The organism is Pseudomonas sp. SWRI92 (assembly GCF_014268685.1).
GTDB lineage: Bacteria > Pseudomonadota > Gammaproteobacteria > Pseudomonadales > Pseudomonadaceae > Aquipseudomonas > Aquipseudomonas marvdashtae.
Genome location: NZ_JABWQY010000019.1, coordinates 43343 through 59876 on the forward strand (window position 1 = coordinate 43343; position 16534 = coordinate 59876).

Here is a 16534-nt window from a genome sequence, read left to right on the forward strand (position 1 = left end):
CGAGGACTTTCATGAAATACCGCCTGGGCGATGCCCGTGTTGAAACTCACCCGCAGAGCTGGGTTGCCCCCAACGCCACGTTGGTGGGCAAGGTTCGCCTCGAAGAGGGCGCCAACGTCTGGTTCAACGCCGTGCTGCGTGGCGACAACGAGTTGATCCTGATCGGCAAGAACAGCAACGTGCAGGACGGTACCGTGATGCACACGGACATGGGCTATCCGCTGACCATCGGCACCGGCGTGACTATCGGCCACAACGCCATGCTTCACGGCTGCACGGTGGGCGACTACAGCCTCATCGGCATCAACGCGGTGATTCTCAACGGCGCGAAGATTGGCAAGAACTGCATCATCGGCGCCAACTCGCTGATCGGCGAGAACAAGGAGATTCCCGACGGTTCGCTGGTGATGGGCTCGCCGGGCAAGGTGGTGCGAGAGCTGACCGAGGCGCAGAAGAAAATGCTCGAAGCCAGTGCCGCGCACTATGTGCACAATTCGCAGCGCTATGCCCGCGACTTGGCCGAGCAGGAACAATGAACACGCCCGAACGCCCGGTTCCCTCGCCCTGCGTAAACATCTGCGCGCTGGACGATGACGACATCTGCACCGGCTGCCAGCGCACCGTGGCGGAGATCACCCTCTGGAGCCGCATGGATAACGATGAACGGCGTGGGGTCCTGGCGCTGTGTCATGAGCGGGCCAAGGCCAGTGGATTGGTGTGGATGCTGCCGGTAAGGCGCTGATATCCACTTGTGAACACAAAATCCCTGTGGCGAGGGAGCTTGCTCCCGCTGGGCTGCGCAGCAGCCCAAAAATCAGGCTCCCGGGTGTGTCAGGAAAACAGAGTGGCTGTTAAGAGGGGCTGCTGCGCAGCCCAGCGGGAGCAAGCTCCCTCGCCACAAGGGCATCTCACAAGGCTTCAACCGACCGTCGCCCCAACCACCGATCCAATCCCACCACCCCCAGCGCAATCCCGACAAACCCCGCCAATATTCCCCCGGCATTGACGAACACCTGTGGATAACCCAGGTTCGCCACGTCAATGAAGGGGTAGGGATAGGCCGCGAGTAAATCCCCGCGAAACAGGACGTAGCCGAAGTACACCAGCGGATAAATCACCCAAAGCCCGATATGGCCCAGACGCAGGGTGCCTTTGGGCACACACCGCCACCAATAGATGAGGAACAGCACGGGCATCACGTCGTGCAGCAGTTCATCGGCGACGAATTGCCAGCCTTCGGGTTGCCAGAGGTGACGCAGCAGCAGGTTATAGGCCAGGCCGACCAGGGCGATGCTCACGGCAATGCCGCTGCGAACCGCAGGCCGCAGAAACCAGCGCCGTGCCGCTGACTCGCGGCGAGTCAGTTCCCAGGTCAGCACCACGGCTGCCAGGGTATTAGTCAGCACCGTGAAGAAACTCAAGAAGTTCACCAGCCCGCCCAACAGGCTCGCGCCCAATTCCCAGCGACCGAGCAGGATCAGGTAAAGCTGGATGCTCAATCCCATCCAGCCAAGCAAGGCCAGCGTCGCCACGAAACCGGTTCGCCTGCTCACGATTCAGACCGGCCGTTTAGTGCGCATCAGCTTGATGTAAAGGCGCTCGACTTTCTCTCGCGCCCAGGGCGTCTTGCGCAGGAAAGTCAGGCTCGACTTGATGCTCGGGTCGCTCTTGAAGCAACGGATGTCGATGCGTTCGGCCAGGCCCGACCATTCATAATGCTGGACCAAGGCGTTGAGGATCTGCTCCAGCGTGACGCCGTGCAGCGGGTTGTTGTTCGGTTCGGTCATGGCAGGCCTGCGCGAAAAGGCTGTAAAGCCGCGCACCTTAGCCGAGGTGCTGTTTGGGGGGAAGCATTGCCTTCATCGGCTCGCCTGAGAGGGGTAGCCGCTTGGCACACTGTTACCGAAACCGAAAGGATCCATGTCAACAAAAGCTCTTTCTCTATTGATGACAGGTCATTATCCTTGCGCCGCCTGCTGAAACGCTTCTTCTTGCGTGCCAGAGCCTCCGCATCCCACGCATCCCTACTGGACGATCCCACAACTCCCGCGCTTTGGCACCAGGATAGACAGCGCTGTCTCAGCGTGAGTGGCCGTCGGGGCTCTCGTTCTCCCAGATGAGCGTGGCAGTGGAATTTGCTTTTTTTAACTGAACCATGCCTCCGAAGGATCGTCATCTAAAGTGACAACTTGCGCGGGACTTTTTTTAAACGTCACGGAGAAACACGCTATGAGCACTGAGGGTGCTTTGAGTCGAAGCCGTCTGTTACCGAGCCTGCTCGGCATTCTGCTTCTATTGATGGGCCTGGCCCTGTTGGCCGGGGGAGTCAAGCTGAGCACGCTTGGCGGCTCGTGGTATTACCTGCTGGCCGGCATCGGCCTGGCGTTGACGGGCGTGCTGCTGATCATGGCGCGTCGCGCGGCGCTGGGGCTGTACGCCCTGGTGTTGTTCGCCAGTACGGTCTGGGCGCTGTGGGAAGTGGGCCTGGACTGGTGGCAACTGGTGCCGCGCCTGGCGATGCTGTTTGCCTTGGGCATCGTCATGCTCCTGCCATGGTTCCGCCGCCCGCTGCTGACCACCGACGCTTCGCCGATGGGCACCCGTGCCTTGGGCGCTGCCGTGGTCATCGCCGGTATCGCCGCGCTCGCCAGCCAATTCACCAACCCTGGTGAAATCAAGGGCCAACTGGACCGCGACAGCGTGCCGGGCATGACCAATACCGCACCGGCCATGCCGGACGGCGACTGGAATTCCTACGGGCGCAGCGCCCATGGCGACCGCTATTCGCCGCTGGCGCAGATCACTCCCGAGAACGTCGGCAAGCTGAAGGAAGCTTGGTCTTATCGCACTGGCGACCTGCCAGGGCCGAACGACCCGGGTGAAACCACCGCCGAAAACACCCCGCTGAAAGTCAATGGCATGCTCTACGTGTGCACGCCTCACAGCCAGGTGATTGCCCTGGAACCTGAGACCGGCAAGGAAATCTGGCGTTTCGATCCGAAGCTTTCCACGCAAAAAGCGGAAAACTTCAAGGGCTGGGCGCACATGACCTGCCGCGGCGTGACCTACCACGATGACGCCGTCTACGCCTCCGCCGAGCAGAGCCCGACCGGCACCGCCAGCAACACGCCGGCCAGCACCGTGTGCCCACGGCGGATTTTCCTGCCGACCGCCGACACCCGCCTGATCGCCCTCAACGCCGACACCGGCAAGATGTGCGAAGACTTCGGCGACAAGGGCCAGGTCGACCTGACCGCCAACATCGGCGGCTTCACGGCCGGCGGTTACTACTCCACCTCGCCTCCGGCAGTCACCCAGAACCTGGTGGTGATCGGCGGCCACGTCACCGATAACGTCTCCACCGACGAGCCAAGCGGTGTGATTCGCGCCTACGACGTGCACACCGGCAAGCTGGTGTGGAACTGGGACAGCGGCAACCCGGACGACACCACGCCAATTGCCGAAGGCCAGACTTACACCCGCAACTCGCCGAACATGTGGTCCATGTTCAGCGTCGATGAAAAACTCGGCATGCTCTATCTGCCGATGGGCAACCAGACTCCCGACCAGTTCGGCGGATTCCGCACACCGGAATCGGAAAAGTACGCTGCCGGCCTGACCGCCCTCGACATCGCCACCGGTAAAGTGCGCTGGTACTTCCAGTTCACCCACCACGACCTGTGGGACATGGACGTTGGCGGTCAACCGACCCTGATGGACATGAAGACCGCAGACGGCGTGAAACCCGCCGTATTGGCCTCGACCAAACAGGGCAGCATCTACGTGCTGGACCGCAGCAACGGCCAGCCGATCGTGCCGATCAAGGAAGTCCCGGTGCCGCAAGGCGCGGTGGAAGGCGACTTCACCTCGCCGACCCAACCGATGTCCGACCTGAATTTCGTGCCGCCGGTCCTTAAAGAGCGCGACATGTGGGGTGTGACCCCGTTCGACCAGATGCTGTGCCGGATCGACTTCAAGTCGCTGCGTTATGACGGCATGTTCACACCGCCGTCGCTGCAAGGGTCGATCGTCTACCCAGGCAACTTCGGCGTATTCGACTGGGGCGGCATTTCGGTGGATCCGGTGCGCCAGATCGCCTTCGTCAACCCGAGCTACATGGCATTCAAGTCGAAACTGGTGCCGGCGGCCGAAGTGGCTGGTGGTCCGGGTCGCAAGAGCGAAACCGAAGGCGTGCAGCCGAACAAAGGCGCGCCGTATGGCGTGATCCTCGAAGCGCTGCTCTCGCCCATGGGCCTGCCATGCCAAGCGCCTGCGTGGGGTTATGTCGCGGCAGTCGACCTGACCAACAACAAGACCCTGTGGAAGCACAAGAACGGCACCGTGCGTGATAGCTCGCCGGTACCTATCCCGCTGAGCATGGGTGTACCAAGCCTGGGCGGCACGTTCACCACCGCCAGCGGCCTGGCGTTCCTGAGCGGTACGCTGGACCAGTACCTGCGCGCCTACGACGTGAAGAACGGCAAGCAACTGTGGGAAGGCCGCCTGCCCGCCGGCGCCCAGACCACGCCGATGACCTACACCGGCAAGGACGGCAAGCAATACGTGCTGGTCGTTGCCGGTGGTCATGGTTCCCTGGGCACCAAGCAGGGTGACTATGTGATTGCCTACAAGCTGCCGGATTAAACCCGAGCGGCGCTCATGAAAAAGGCGACACCCTTGCGGGTGTCGCCTTTTTTTTAGCAGCGGGGAGTCTCTGTGAACGCAAGCCTTTGAGCTATTGAGCTATTGAGCTATTGAGCTGTTGAGCTTCTGAGCTTCTGAGCTTTTGTGGCGAGGGAGCTTGCTCCCGCTGGGCTGCGAAGCGGCCCCCTGCTTTGCCAGCCATCCCACCGCAGGGGATGCTGACGCATCCAGCGGGAGCAAGCTCCCTCGCCACAGGGGATCGTGCTCAGCTTTGGACTTGTGCTTAGCCTTGGGGTTTTACAGTTCGATCTTGACCGCCTGGGAAGCCCGGGTCGCCTTGGCGCGGGCCGCTTCGATGGACTCATCCCGGGCCAAGGCCACGCCCAGGCGGCGTTGGCCGTTGACTTCCGGCTTGCCGAACAGGCGCAGGGCGGTGTCTGGCTCGCTCAGGGCGGCGCCGAGGTTGGCGAACGCGGTCTGGGTCGACTGGCCTTCCACCAGGATCACCGCCGAAGCCGACGGGCCGAACTGGCGGATCAGCGGGATCGGCAGGCCGAGAATGGCGCGGGCGTGCAGGGCGAACTGCGACAGGTCCTGGGAAATCAGCGTCACCAGGCCGGTGTCGTGGGGGCGCGGCGAGACTTCGCTGAACCACACTTGATCGCCCTTGATGAACAGCTCGACGCCAAACAGGCCGCGACCACCCAGGGCCTCGGTCACCGCCTTGGCGACGCGTTCGGATTCGGCCAGGGCCACCGGGCTCATGGCCTGAGGCTGCCAGGATTCCTGATAATCGCCTTTCTCCTGGCGATGGCCGACCGGTGCGCAGAACGTGGTGCCGCCGACATGGCGCACGGTGAGCAGGGTGATTTCATAGTCGAAGTCGATGAACCCTTCGATGATGACGCGGCCCTTGCCGGCGCGGCCGCCTTCCTGGGCGTAATCCCAGGCTTTCTGCACGTCATCGACGCTGCGCAGCAGGCTCTGGCCTTTGCCCGAGGAACTCATCACCGGCTTGACCACGCAGGGGAAACCCAGGGTCTCGACGGCCTTGCGGTAGTCCTCCACGGTGTCGGCGAAGAAGTATGGCGAGGTCGGCAGGCCCAGTTCTTCGGCGGCCAGGCGACGGATGCCTTCGCGGTTCATGGTCAACTGCGCGGCGCGAGCCGTAGGGATCACGGTGAAGCCTTCGGCTTCCAGTTCCACCAGGGTGGCGGTGGCGATGGCTTCGATTTCCGGCACGATGAAATGCGGCTTCTCGGCCTCGATCACCGCACGCAGGGCGGCGCCGTCGAGCATGTTGATCACATGGCTGCGGTGGGCCACTTGCATGGCCGGCGCGTTGGCGTAGCGATCCACGGCAATCACCTCGACGCCCAGGCGCTGCAGTTCGATTACCACTTCCTTGCCCAGCTCGCCGCTGCCACACAACAAAACGCGGGTCGCGGTGGGCGACAATGGGGTTCCGATACGGGTCATCTGAAGGTCCTCAAACAGGAGCAGGTCATCGGGGGCGCGCGCCGGGCGTGCTTCCCATGGGGAGAAAGCGCGGCATTTTACATGAACCGCGTCAGCCGGCGATGGCCTGTTTGCGCAGACGCCAGGCCATGATCAGCCAAACGGCCGTCACCCCGGCGAATTTCGAGAGCAGGGCAGTGATCACCACGGCGGGCGTGAGGGCGTCGATCAGGCCGAAGAAAATGAACGTGTCGATGGGGATGCTCAGGGCCGAACTGATCCACAACCGGTCATGGAGCGGGCGCTTGGTGATCGTGAACACCAGCCAGTCGATGCACTCGGACACCGCGAACGCCGTGGCGCTGGCCAGGGCAATGGTCGGGTCCGAGGTGACATAGGACAACACCAGCGCCGCCAGCATCGCCACGATGGCGCCATGACCGAAACGCGTCTGCACCATGTCCCGCAGGATAAACACCAGGCCGCCCCAGGCCGACCAGATGATGTCCAGGTGCGGCGCGGCGGAAAACGCGAAGTTGATCAGCACGACGCTGCTGATGTAGGCGAGCAGGAAAAGCATGGGGACACCTGGTAAATGCCGAGCAACGGCTGGTGAGAGGCTTAGTTGTGGCGAGGGGATTTATCCCCGCTGGGCTGCGCAGCAGCCCCCTTAGAACAGTCACCCCAATCTGTCTGATCCAACGAGTTGTCTGGTTTTAGGGCTGCTTCGCAGCCCAGCGGGGATAAATCCCCTCACCACAGGAGGTTGGCGGTGTCAGTGGATGCAGGGTACTTCAGCCACCGCCAGTCCCTCAATCTTCCTCGCTGTCATCCAGCTTCCAGTACCCCACCGCCTTCACAAAGTCCTGGTCCAGGCCTTTCTCCTCCAGCAACACCTTGCGAATCTGCCGCGACACCTTGCTCTCGGTCGCGACCCAGGCGTACAGCTTACCGCCGGGCATGTCCAGCTGTTGCACGGTGCGCAGCAGGTTGTCCTGGCGGCCTTCACGCAATACCCAGATCACATGCACCTGCGCCGGGCTCTGGAGAATCTGCTGCTCGGCGCCGTTTTCCACTTCCACCACCACCAGGGCCCGCCGGTTGGGTGCCAGGCCTTCGAGGCGGCGGGCGATGGCGGGCAGGGCGGTTTCATCGCCGATCAGCAGGTAGCTGTCGAAGATGTCCGGCACGATCATCGAGCCCCGTGGCCCGGCGATGTAGAGGGATTGCCCTGGCGCCGCCTGGGCCGCCCAGGTCGCGGCCGGGCCGTCGCCATGGAGCACGAAATCGATGTCCAGTTCCAGGGTGTCCAGGTCGTAGCGGCGCGGGGTGTAGTCGCGCATCGGGGGCATCGGGCCCTGGGCCTTGTCGATGCTGGGGCTGGGGCTGAAGTGTTCCAGGGCGGCCTGTTCCTCGGCGTTCTGCGGGAACAGCAACTTCACGTGATCGTCCGTGCCCAGGCTGACGAACCCGGCCAGCTCCGGCCCGCCGACGGTGATGCGGCGCATGCGTGGGGTCAGGTCCTCGACCCGCAACACTTGCAGGCGACGGCGCTTGATCTCGTGGCTGACACGGTGAATGGTGTTTGGATCGACTTCGGTCATTGGCTTGACTCCAAAACAGGGGGACGGTCGGGGCCGTCGATGATGGCTTTGGCGGTGGCGTCGAGCAGGTCGCGCACTCGCTGGATTTCTTCCGGGCTCCAGTGGCCATGATGCTTTTGCAAGGCATGGCGCAGGTTATACACCGCTTCCTGGATTTGCGGAGGACGGTCATGGCCGCGCAACGCGCGCTTGCTGATTTCAATGCGCGTACGCACCTCATCCAGCGCTTCGGCCTGCTCCTCAAGGGATAGACGTCCGGCATCGGTCACGCTGTAGCACTTTTTTCCATCTTCGACGCCGCAACTGATCATGGCGTTCAGTTCCAGGAAGGCCAGGGTCGGGTAGATGACGCCGGGGCTGGGGCTATAGGCGCCCTCGAACATGTACTCGATCCGGCGGATCAGGTCATAGCCGTGGCACGGCTGTTCGGCAATCAGCGCCAGCAACAACACTTTCAAGTCACCGGCGGCGAAGACCCGAGGGGCTCGGCTGCCACGTGAGCCTGTGGGACGTCGTTCGAAACCGTCTTGTTCGTGTTTGGAGGAAGCGTCGGAATGAGAATAAAGGGCGTTCATATGCTGTCTCCGTTCTGCATATAAATAGCACTAAGATATAGCTTGATTAAAAGATATATCTTTTGGCTTAATGATGTTCTGCAAACTAAGATATATCTTGTTCTTGCGGAGGATTATTACCGCTCAGGGAACGACCTTACATGAATGCTCAATGGGTGCGGGGTGCAGCGGCATATATTTGCAGTGGGGAAAAACGCGCAGGCTTAAATGTGGGAAGTTTCTGACGGCTAAACTTTAATTTTTCAGAAAGCTGCGTATTTTTCGCTCTTTCGTATGCGCGATTTACTACGAGTCCATAGGAAGTTGCCTGCTTTTTTTTAGTTAAAGAGCGCCGATCATGCTCGGCGTTGGAGGGCAAGCCAAGTTGCGCTTGGTTTGCAAATTTCAACCTTCTCTCTTTATTGCTAAGAACAGGTGTTAACAACATGCTCAAACAACTCGTATCCGGTACTGCCCTGGTCGCCGCTACCCTGGGTTCTTCGGTGGCGTTCGCTGTCGATGATGCACGCTCCTCCATCCACATCACCGCGAACATCCCAACCCAGCAGTTCCACGTGCAGCCGCGCAACCCAGACTTCGGTAAAGATGAAATCATGACCTACAACACGGTCAGCGGCACCTTGACGTCGCTGCGCCAGACCTTCGATGTGAGGAACACCGACGGTTCGGTCCATGCCTACATCGAAGGTGGCCCGGCAGCGTTGTACAACGGCAGCAACTCCATCGACCTGACCACTGCCTTCAACGGCATCACCCTGACGGCCACGCCTCAGGAAGTGGTGGACGATGCGACCTCCACGCCAGGTACCCAGGCTGACATGACCATCATCGCGGCCAAGCCTCTGGCTACCCAGAATGGTCTGTACACCGCCGACATGACCGTGATCTTCGACGCCGTGCCGCGCCCGTGATGCCATTCGGTGCCCGGTGAGTCTCAACTCATCCCCACGGGCATTGTCGCAGGCCGGCCGGTTCTCCCCAGCCGGTCGGCCTGTACCTGAAGCGCCCCGATAGCTCGCTGAATATGAGAATCCGTTGATGTTTCCGATGACACCCATCGCAGGTGCGCTCGCGCTATGTTTGTGCGCGACAGTATTGGCCGCGCCAACCGCCCCCGGTACGACGCCAAGAAGCCTGTTGTCCCAGGCCAAGGGCCTGCCGGCGGAGTTTGAAGCCCACTTCTTCGATGTGCCTCTCGCGGTTCGTATTGAACTCAATCAACAGTATCTCGGTGAAGCCATGGTGGTCTTGACGCGGGATGATCGCATCACCCTGCTGGAATTTACCGACACGCAAGACAGCACGATAAAAGCCGTCGACCGCGAACAATGGGAACAACGCCTCAAGCAGGGACAAGCATTGGGCGCGTGCGAAACCAACTGCACTGGCGGGTTGCTGGCCGTGCACTACAGCCTCGAAAACTCATTGGTGTCGATCCTGACCCAGGACGTCGAGCGCGCAACTGAAACCAAGCGTTTCTACGATCAACCGGAAGGCGGCAGCCTCGGCCTGATCCTCAATAACCAACTCAATATCAATGGCGGCCAGGAACAGGACGCCGGCGGACGTTATGGCCTCAACGCCAGTTCCAGCCTGGGCAACTGGAGCCAGTCGCTCGACCTCCAGCTCTCACGCCTCGGCGGGCCGGATGACAAGATTTACCACGCCGTCCATGAGCTCTATACACAACGGGAAATGGAAGGAAATTTTTTTCGCCTGGGTTATTTCACGCCAAGCTCCGATGGCTTGAATCGGCAGATCCGTTCGTTCGGCGCCAATCCGGATACCGCGCTGGGGGTAATGTACGGCAGTTCCGACAGCCTGGTGATCGACAATCCCAAACCCAGCGTCTACCCCATCTATGTCACCGCCAGCCGTCAGGCGTCGGTGGAAATCTATCGCAACGGCTTGCTGATCAATACCCAGGCCGTCAGCGCGGGCTTGCAGAGCCTGGACACCCGGCCCTTGCCCGGGGGCATCTATGAGGTTGAAGTACGGCTGGTCGAGGACGGGCAAACGTCCGCCACCAGCCAAGAGCTTGTCTACAAGCCCAACAATTGGAACAGCACCGAAGACCGCTGGCGCTATAACCTGTTTGCCGGGCGGGAAACCCGCCTCTGGAGCAACTGGGAAGACCAGCCCTCGGGTTTCAACACGGCAGGGCTGGGCGTCAATTACCTGCTGCATCCTCGAGTGATTCTCGGCGCCTCCACACGCCAGGTGCAGGATAAATTGCAAGTTGGCACCTCGGTGGACTGGACGCTCGCCAGCAGCACCAGCCTGTACGCCAACGTCTACCAGACTCAGCAGTACGGCACCGGCTTGGATTTGCAAGGCCTGTACAGCTACGGCAACGGCAGCGTCGTCGCCAGCCACAACCGCAGTTGGCTCGACACCCGCAACACCTACGAGACCCTGCCGGACGGCACCCGTATTCGCCAGCGCAACGTGTTCGTCGGCCAGACCAGCAACTCGTCGCTGTCGGTCAATCATCGCTTGAGTAACAAGACCTCCCTCAACGGACGGCTGGCCTACAGCGAAGGCAATGTCCAGGGCACCGGGCTAGACCTGGGCTGGACCCAGCGCGGCAAACTGCGCGGCAGCGATGCCAACTGGCGACTGTCGGTGTTCGACCGTCCGGGCACGTCGAGTACGGGCGACAAGCGCAATCGCGGCCTGGACCTGAGCGTCAGCGTGGCCTTGGGCGGGCCGGGCGAGTATTGGTCGGGCAGCATCGGAACCCGCACCTCCCGCGATGGCGAGCGGGACAACAATGCCTCGCTGTCGTATCGCCGCAGCCTGGAGGACCACGTACTGCAAAGCGTTTCCGGCACGGTGCTGGCCGACACTTATGGCGTGGGCCTGTCCGGCCTCGCCAGCTTCGAGACCGATTCACTGTTCGGCGATGGTTTCGTCCAGCGCTCGTCGTACAACGACAACCTCACCGGCGGCCTGAACCTGACCAGCACAGTAGCCGTGGGCGGCCAGAAAGCGGCGATCACTGGCGTACCCCAAGGGCGCGGCGCGGGCATGATCGTCGACGTGGAAACCGACTTGGACGGGGTCGCCCTGCGCGCCGACGACTTGACGGGTGGCAGCACCCTGCTGCGCGCCGGCCGTAACTTCGTGCCGATCACCGCTTACAAGAACAGCATGGTGACGTTCGATTTCGAGGGCGTTCATCCACCGGCGGCCAACATCGAGCCGTCGCGTACCCGGTATCACTTGAACAAGGGTGGCGTGGACTATCGCAGGATTCAGGTCATGCGCACGGTCACCGTGCTCGGACGTTTGCTGGATGACCAGGGGCAACCCCTAAAGGGCCATCACGTGATCAACCACGCCAGCCGTGGCATCAGTGAGGTGGATGGGTTCTTCTCGATGGAAATGAACGCCGGTTCGCCGACCTTGGAAGTGCGCTATGGCAACGAATTGTTCTGCCGCTTCCGCCTCGACCCGGACAGTGCGAGCCGTGAAGGCGATGTGCTGATGATCGGGGATTTGCGTTGCACGCCGGATACGTTGGCCGATACGGCGGTTGCCGAGGTCGGAGCGAAACAACGCTCATGAGGCCCTGGAAGCAAAGCTTGCCCGCGATGAACGATAACGCAGTTCACCTGAAGACCGGGGCGCCTGCATCGCGGGCAAGCCTTGCTCCCAAGGATGAATGTCTCACCCCCTATTTGCAGTGGCTTGTCTTGATGTATGAGGTTGTATAAATGAAACCCTTATCGGTTGCAGTGCGCAGTGTGGTCTCGGTGTTGTTGTTGGCCTGTGCACCAGTGGCCAATGCCTTGAGCAGGGACATTACGGCGGTCTTCAGGCCTGATCCCTCGAAGCCCCAAGAAAACAAGTTCGTTAATACCACTCCGGTCAGTGGCTACTGCACAACCTTCCCAGGGCAGTGTGGGAAGACGATGTTCAGTATTCGGTTGCCCCTGACGTTCAGTTCGACCGGCCCTATCGAGGCGAACCATGTAGATGCCCGGCAAGGTGCGATGTTTAAAGTGCCCAGCGATTGGCGACCCACGCAAGTGACCCATGAAAGTACGGGCGAGACCGAAGTTGTCGAGGTGCGCGTGAGCGCTATAGGTTCCAGGTACAAACTCCCTCGCAGAGCGGTCGACTTGGTAGGTGGAGGGGTCAGCGATTCGGAAGCTCATAATAAATTATGGAGCAGCAGATGGCTTTATCCCCCATCACCATGTCAGTTCGGTGGTAATGCGCCCCTGGGCAGCAATTGGTACGGTTTTTTCTGGAAAACCCCGGTTGAACGCATCTGCGCAAAAAAGGCCCATTACCTTATTCCCAGTATGACTTACGAATATTTGGATTTTGCCTATGAGCTGCGTACACCCAACCCGTTGAAAATGTCGTCCGGCCAATACACAGGGGCGCTGAACTATAGCGTGGGGCCGGGGCAAGACTTTGATATGGGCGACATCATGCTTCCCAGCGATTCTGCGCTCACCTTCAATTTCAAACTCAATGTCGAGCATGCACTCAAAGTTGAAGTGCCTCCCGGCGGCAATCGCGTGGAATTGGTCCCCCAGGAAGGCTGGCAATCCTGGCTGAACAGCGGACGTAAACCGACGCGGTTGTTTCGTGACCAACGTTTCCATATATCGGCCTCTTCGCGCTTCAAGATGGCCCTCGAATGCCAACAAAACAGCGGCAATACCTGCGCCGTTTCGGAAACCGGCACCGGTCATGCCGTGCCGGTGGACGTCAGCGTGAGCCTACCCGTCGGCTTGACCGACAGCACCGGCCAACCCGTCAATCGGCGCCCGCTGTTGCGTGACGGCAGCGGCACCCACCTGTTCCAACCGAGCCTGTATGTCGATCGCGGGTTGGGAACCCTGCATTTCGAAATTGGCAGCAACAGCGTCGAGCAAATGCTCGACAGCGGCGCCAAGGCCTACACCGGTAGCGTCACGGTGATCTGGAATTCGGAAGTATAAAAGTCTATTCAACGGATCTGAATATGAGGTTGTACCCATGAAAGGAACACCGACCATCGCGAGCTGTGTGCTTTCAGCGGCCTGCTTTGCCTGCCTGCCGCCTGTCGATGCCGCGACGCTGGACATCACCGCGCAATTTCGAGCGGATAGTTCGAAGCCCCAACTGAACACGTTCGTCAATACCACTCCGAATGCCGGTTATTGCGTGCAGTTCGCTGCGCTGTGCCAGTCGGCAGGGATATTCAGCCTGAGTTTGCGCACCGGCGCTTCAGGGGGACCCATCCAGGCCAATCATGAGGATGCCCGCCAAGGTGCGATGTTGAAAGTACCGGCCAACTGGCGAAGGGCAGACGTTATCCATTCAGGCACGGGCCACACCGAAGCGGTTGAAGTGCGCGTGGTCGGAATAGGCGGGGCCATCGGGCTCACGCCCAACGCGACTGAAATTGTCGGTGGCGGCGTGGGTGAGGAAACCGCCTATAACATGATATTTGGCTCGAGTTGGTGGCACGCCCCGGGGCCCTGTACGAGCCTGGGATCCAGCATTTCGCACGCGTGGTTTTTCTGGAGAGCGTCGGTAGAAGACGTCTGTGCGAAACCGTCCCGATACCTGATTTCCCAATTCAAATATCAGGACTTGAGTTTTGCCTACGAGCTGCGCACGCCCAACCCCTTGAAAATGGCGGGCGGCCAGTACCGGGGCTCGCTGACGTTGGGCATTGGGCCGGGCCGCGATTTTGATTTCGGTGACGTCGTGGTCCCTGATGACTCGGCGCTCACGCTCAATTTCACCTTGGATGTCGAGCACGTGCTCAAGGTTGAAATTCCACCGGGAGGAAACCGGGTTGAATTGGAACCTCGCGAGGGTTGGCAAGCCTGGTTGAACAATGGAAGCAAACCGACAGTGCTGTCACGCGACCAGTCGTTCCATATCTCGACGTCTTCACCTTTCAGCATGAAGCTCCAGTGCCGGTATATGGCCGGCACCGAGTGCGGTATGACGGTACCTGGGTCAGGTATCTACTACCCGGTGGATGTCTACGTAACGCTGCCCGACGGTTTGACCAATACCAGCGGGCAACCGGTCAGTCGCCGACATTTGCCTGTTTCAGGCTTTGCCAATCCTGTTCAGTTTCTCCCGGTCAGGTATATCGATCGCAAGCCAGGCACTTTGCATTTCCAGATCCGCAGCAGCAGTGTCGCGGCGATGCTTGACCGCGAGCCAGGCGCCTATTTTGGCAGCGTCACGGTGATCTGGGATTCAGAGGTTTGAACGGCCCTCAGGTCCCGCAATATTCAGTGAGTTGCGTTTAATGCACGAGGTTAAAGAAGTGATGAAACATTTATTGGCATGGATCGGATTCTGTCTGTTTTGCAGCGTGGCCCAGGCCGGGCCGCAGATTGGTGTCGGGGTGGTCTACGACTACCTCGATGGTGACAAAAGCACCTACATGAAACGCGTGTTCAACGGCGGGACGTCCACGGCTTTCGTCAAGGTCAACATCCTGGAAATTATCTATAACCAGGACGGCACCTATCAGGAAGTGCCCTTGCAGAACCAGGCCAGCGCCACAGCCAAGGACGGCCTGATGGCCAGTCCGGCGCGGCTGATCGTCCCGGCCAATGGCATGCAGGGTACGCGGTTGCTGTTCATGGGCAACCGCGACAAGGAGCGTTACTTCCGCGTCCGTTTCGTGCCGGTGGTGCCGGAAGCCGAGGACGAGTTCGCGGTCAGTGCAGAGGAACGTGAAGCGTACAAAAAAGAGCGCGTGGCGGCGGGAGTCAAGGTCCTGGCGGGCTACGGCACGGTGTTTTTCGTGCGGCCCAAGAATACCCGTTTCGAGACGGTGATCGATGACAGCGCCGCTCGTTATTCGATGCGCAACAACGGCAATAGCGTGTTGATCATCGATGAGTTCAAGGATTGTGTTGCGAAGAAAGAAAACGACTGCCGGCCAACCACCAAGCATCACGTCATGGCCGGCCGTAGTTTTTCCTTCGATAAAGAAGCAGGACGTGAATACCGCTTCACGTTGATCGAGGGTGGCGCGACAAAAACCGTCGAGATCAAGGGGTGACGGTTGCCGTCGCCGCATCTTCGTTGACGCCAAAGGTAATCACTATGTTCAAGACACTGGCAAGACCCCTCGCGTTGACCGTCCTGATGCTGCCGTGGGGGCCGGTCTGGGGAGCAGTCGAGCGGGAAACTTTCGAGCTCTACGTGACCATCCCGACGGTTGATTTCTATGTGCTGCCGCTCGACCCGCAACTGGTCCAGCGTGAGCAACGCCTGCCTTTCAGCACTATCACCAATGAGCTCAGCCCGTTGCGGGCGACCTACGAGGTGAAGAACAGCAACGGTTCCATCGGCGCACGCCTGGGGGAAGAGGCGTATTTGTCCAATGGCCGTGACCGCATTGATTTGCGCGTGACGTTCAACAACGTTGAGTTGAGCCTGGACTCGACTCAGGTGGTATCGGCCAACGAGGCCAGGCCTGGGCGGCAGGTGCCGTTGATCATTGCCGCCATCAAGCCCGATGACGAATACAAGCCGGGAGATTACTACGGCACGGTGCATATGGTTTTTGATGCCGTTGCGCCGTAGGGCTTTCGAAGACGTTTGTAATTTGTTCCATGAGAGCTTGTTCCCGCCAGCTTGCAAGGCCGGCCCAAGTGTTAAAGGTGCGTGCCGGTCTTTTGGCTGGCGTGCATTTCCGTTGTCTAAAATCCGACCAATAGGAAGTAAACATGCTTAAAAAATTACTCTGCGCGACTGTGTTGGGTGCCGGTGCCATGAATGGCTCTTTGGTATTCGCTGCCGACGACGCGCGCGCGGCGATTCATATCACTGCGAACATTCCGAACCAGCAGTTTCATGTGCAGCCGCGGGATCCGGAGTTTGGCAAGGACGAAGTGATGCAATATGATCCCATCACAGATCGTTTAAGAAATTTGCGCCATACCTATGATGTAAAGAACACCGAAGGCTCCGTGCATGCCTATATCGAGGGAGGTCCGGCTTGGCTCAGCAGCGGGTCAGCCAAGATTAACCTCAATGTGTCATTCAATAACAAGTTCCTGCACGGCTTCCCTCAGGAGGTCGTGGATGATGCTACGTCCACGCCGGGCACCCAGGTGGAGATGGTTATTGGCGCCGACAGATATCTTGATGGGAATCCACCAGGCCTGTACACCGGGAACTTCACGGTCATCTTCGACGCGGTGCCTCGCGTAGCGCTCTGAGTCTTGTGGCGAGGGATAAATCGCCTCGCCACATGTGCTTGACCCACCT

17 protein-coding genes are annotated in these 16534 nt (G+C 60.1%); 10 read left to right on the forward strand and 7 right to left on the reverse strand.

Going from position 1 to position 16534, the window contains the following annotated elements; translation table 11 throughout:
• Nucleotides 1-11 precede the first annotated feature (11 nt).
• Both HU762_RS23060 and HU762_RS23065 read left to right on the forward strand, forming a co-directional pair.
• On the forward strand, nt 12-536 hold the full coding sequence (locus tag HU762_RS23060; RefSeq protein WP_186640914.1) for a gamma carbonic anhydrase family protein: 525 nt from the start codon (nt 12-14) through the stop codon (nt 534-536).
• On the forward strand, nt 533-742 hold the full coding sequence (locus tag HU762_RS23065; protein ID WP_186640916.1) for a DUF1289 domain-containing protein: 210 nt from the start codon (nt 533-535) through the stop codon (nt 740-742). Before HU762_RS23060 ends, HU762_RS23065 begins: the two co-directional genes overlap by 4 nt.
• 166 nt (nt 743-908) lie before the next feature.
• Here HU762_RS23065 and HU762_RS23070 read toward each other — a convergent pair whose 3' ends face one another.
• Nucleotides 909-1505 (reverse strand): Pr6Pr family membrane protein, encoded by a 597-nt coding sequence (locus HU762_RS23070; protein ID WP_186641001.1) that lies wholly within the window; start codon nt 1503-1505, stop codon nt 909-911.
• A 51-nt stretch (nt 1506-1556) separates the two neighbouring features.
• Nucleotides 1557-1787, reverse strand: coding sequence for a VF530 family protein (locus tag HU762_RS23075; protein WP_003205228.1), 231 nt, complete (start codon nt 1785-1787; stop codon nt 1557-1559).
• 442 nt (nt 1788-2229) lie between these two features.
• Between HU762_RS23075 and HU762_RS23080 the strand changes: the two genes are divergently transcribed.
• Nucleotides 2230-4644, forward strand: coding sequence for a glucose/quinate/shikimate family membrane-bound PQQ-dependent dehydrogenase (locus HU762_RS23080; RefSeq protein ID WP_186640917.1), 2415 nt, complete (start codon nt 2230-2232; stop codon nt 4642-4644).
• Between the two features lie 297 nt (nt 4645-4941).
• Here HU762_RS23080 and purT read toward each other — a convergent pair whose 3' ends face one another.
• From purT to HU762_RS23105, 5 genes are all read right to left on the reverse strand, one after another.
• Complete coding sequence (gene purT, locus HU762_RS23085) at nt 4942-6123, reverse strand: formate-dependent phosphoribosylglycinamide formyltransferase (RefSeq protein ID WP_186640918.1); 1182 nt, start codon at nt 6121-6123, stop codon at nt 4942-4944.
• A gap of 91 nt (nt 6124-6214) precedes the next feature.
• The gene (locus tag HU762_RS23090; RefSeq protein ID WP_186610917.1) at nt 6215-6682 is read right to left on the reverse strand and encodes a preQ0 transporter; all 468 of its coding nucleotides are present in this window, start codon (nt 6680-6682) and stop codon (nt 6215-6217) included.
• Between the two features lie 232 nt (nt 6683-6914).
• Nucleotides 6915-7706, reverse strand: a complete 792-nt coding sequence (locus HU762_RS23095) for a siderophore-interacting protein (RefSeq protein WP_186640919.1) — start codon at nt 7704-7706, stop codon at nt 6915-6917.
• On the reverse strand, nt 7703-8281 hold the full coding sequence (locus HU762_RS23100) for a PadR family transcriptional regulator (RefSeq protein WP_186640920.1): 579 nt from the start codon (nt 8279-8281) through the stop codon (nt 7703-7705). Before HU762_RS23100 ends, HU762_RS23095 begins: the two co-directional genes overlap by 4 nt.
• A 148-nt stretch (nt 8282-8429) precedes the next feature.
• Nucleotides 8430-8669, reverse strand: a complete 240-nt coding sequence (locus tag HU762_RS23105; RefSeq protein ID WP_186640921.1) for a hypothetical protein — start codon at nt 8667-8669, stop codon at nt 8430-8432.
• A 37-nt stretch (nt 8670-8706) separates the two neighbouring features.
• Between HU762_RS23105 and HU762_RS23110 the strand changes: the two genes are divergently transcribed.
• The 7 genes from HU762_RS23110 to HU762_RS23140 all read left to right on the forward strand — a co-directional run bounded on the left by HU762_RS23110 (nt 8707) and on the right by HU762_RS23140 (nt 16485).
• Entirely contained in the window at nt 8707-9192 is a 486-nt protein-coding gene (locus HU762_RS23110) for a CS1 type fimbrial major subunit (protein ID WP_186640922.1), read from the forward strand.
• A gap of 127 nt (nt 9193-9319) precedes the next feature.
• Nucleotides 9320-11851, forward strand: a complete 2532-nt coding sequence (locus HU762_RS23115) for a CS1-pili formation C-terminal domain-containing protein (protein WP_186640923.1) — start codon at nt 9320-9322, stop codon at nt 11849-11851.
• A 149-nt stretch (nt 11852-12000) separates the two neighbouring features.
• Nucleotides 12001-13242, forward strand: coding sequence for a hypothetical protein (locus HU762_RS23120; RefSeq protein WP_186640925.1), 1242 nt, complete (start codon nt 12001-12003; stop codon nt 13240-13242).
• A 37-nt stretch (nt 13243-13279) separates the two neighbouring features.
• Nucleotides 13280-14515 (forward strand): hypothetical protein, encoded by a 1236-nt coding sequence (locus HU762_RS23125; protein WP_186640927.1) that lies wholly within the window; start codon nt 13280-13282, stop codon nt 14513-14515.
• A 61-nt stretch (nt 14516-14576) separates the two neighbouring features.
• Nucleotides 14577-15320, forward strand: coding sequence for a molecular chaperone (locus HU762_RS23130; RefSeq protein WP_186641003.1), 744 nt, complete (start codon nt 14577-14579; stop codon nt 15318-15320).
• A 44-nt stretch (nt 15321-15364) separates the two neighbouring features.
• Nucleotides 15365-15847, forward strand: coding sequence for a CS1 type fimbrial major subunit (locus HU762_RS23135; protein WP_186640929.1), 483 nt, complete (start codon nt 15365-15367; stop codon nt 15845-15847).
• A 143-nt stretch (nt 15848-15990) separates the two neighbouring features.
• On the forward strand, nt 15991-16485 hold the full coding sequence (locus HU762_RS23140; protein ID WP_186640931.1) for a CS1 type fimbrial major subunit: 495 nt from the start codon (nt 15991-15993) through the stop codon (nt 16483-16485).
• The last annotated feature ends 49 nt before the right edge of the window (nt 16486-16534 follow it).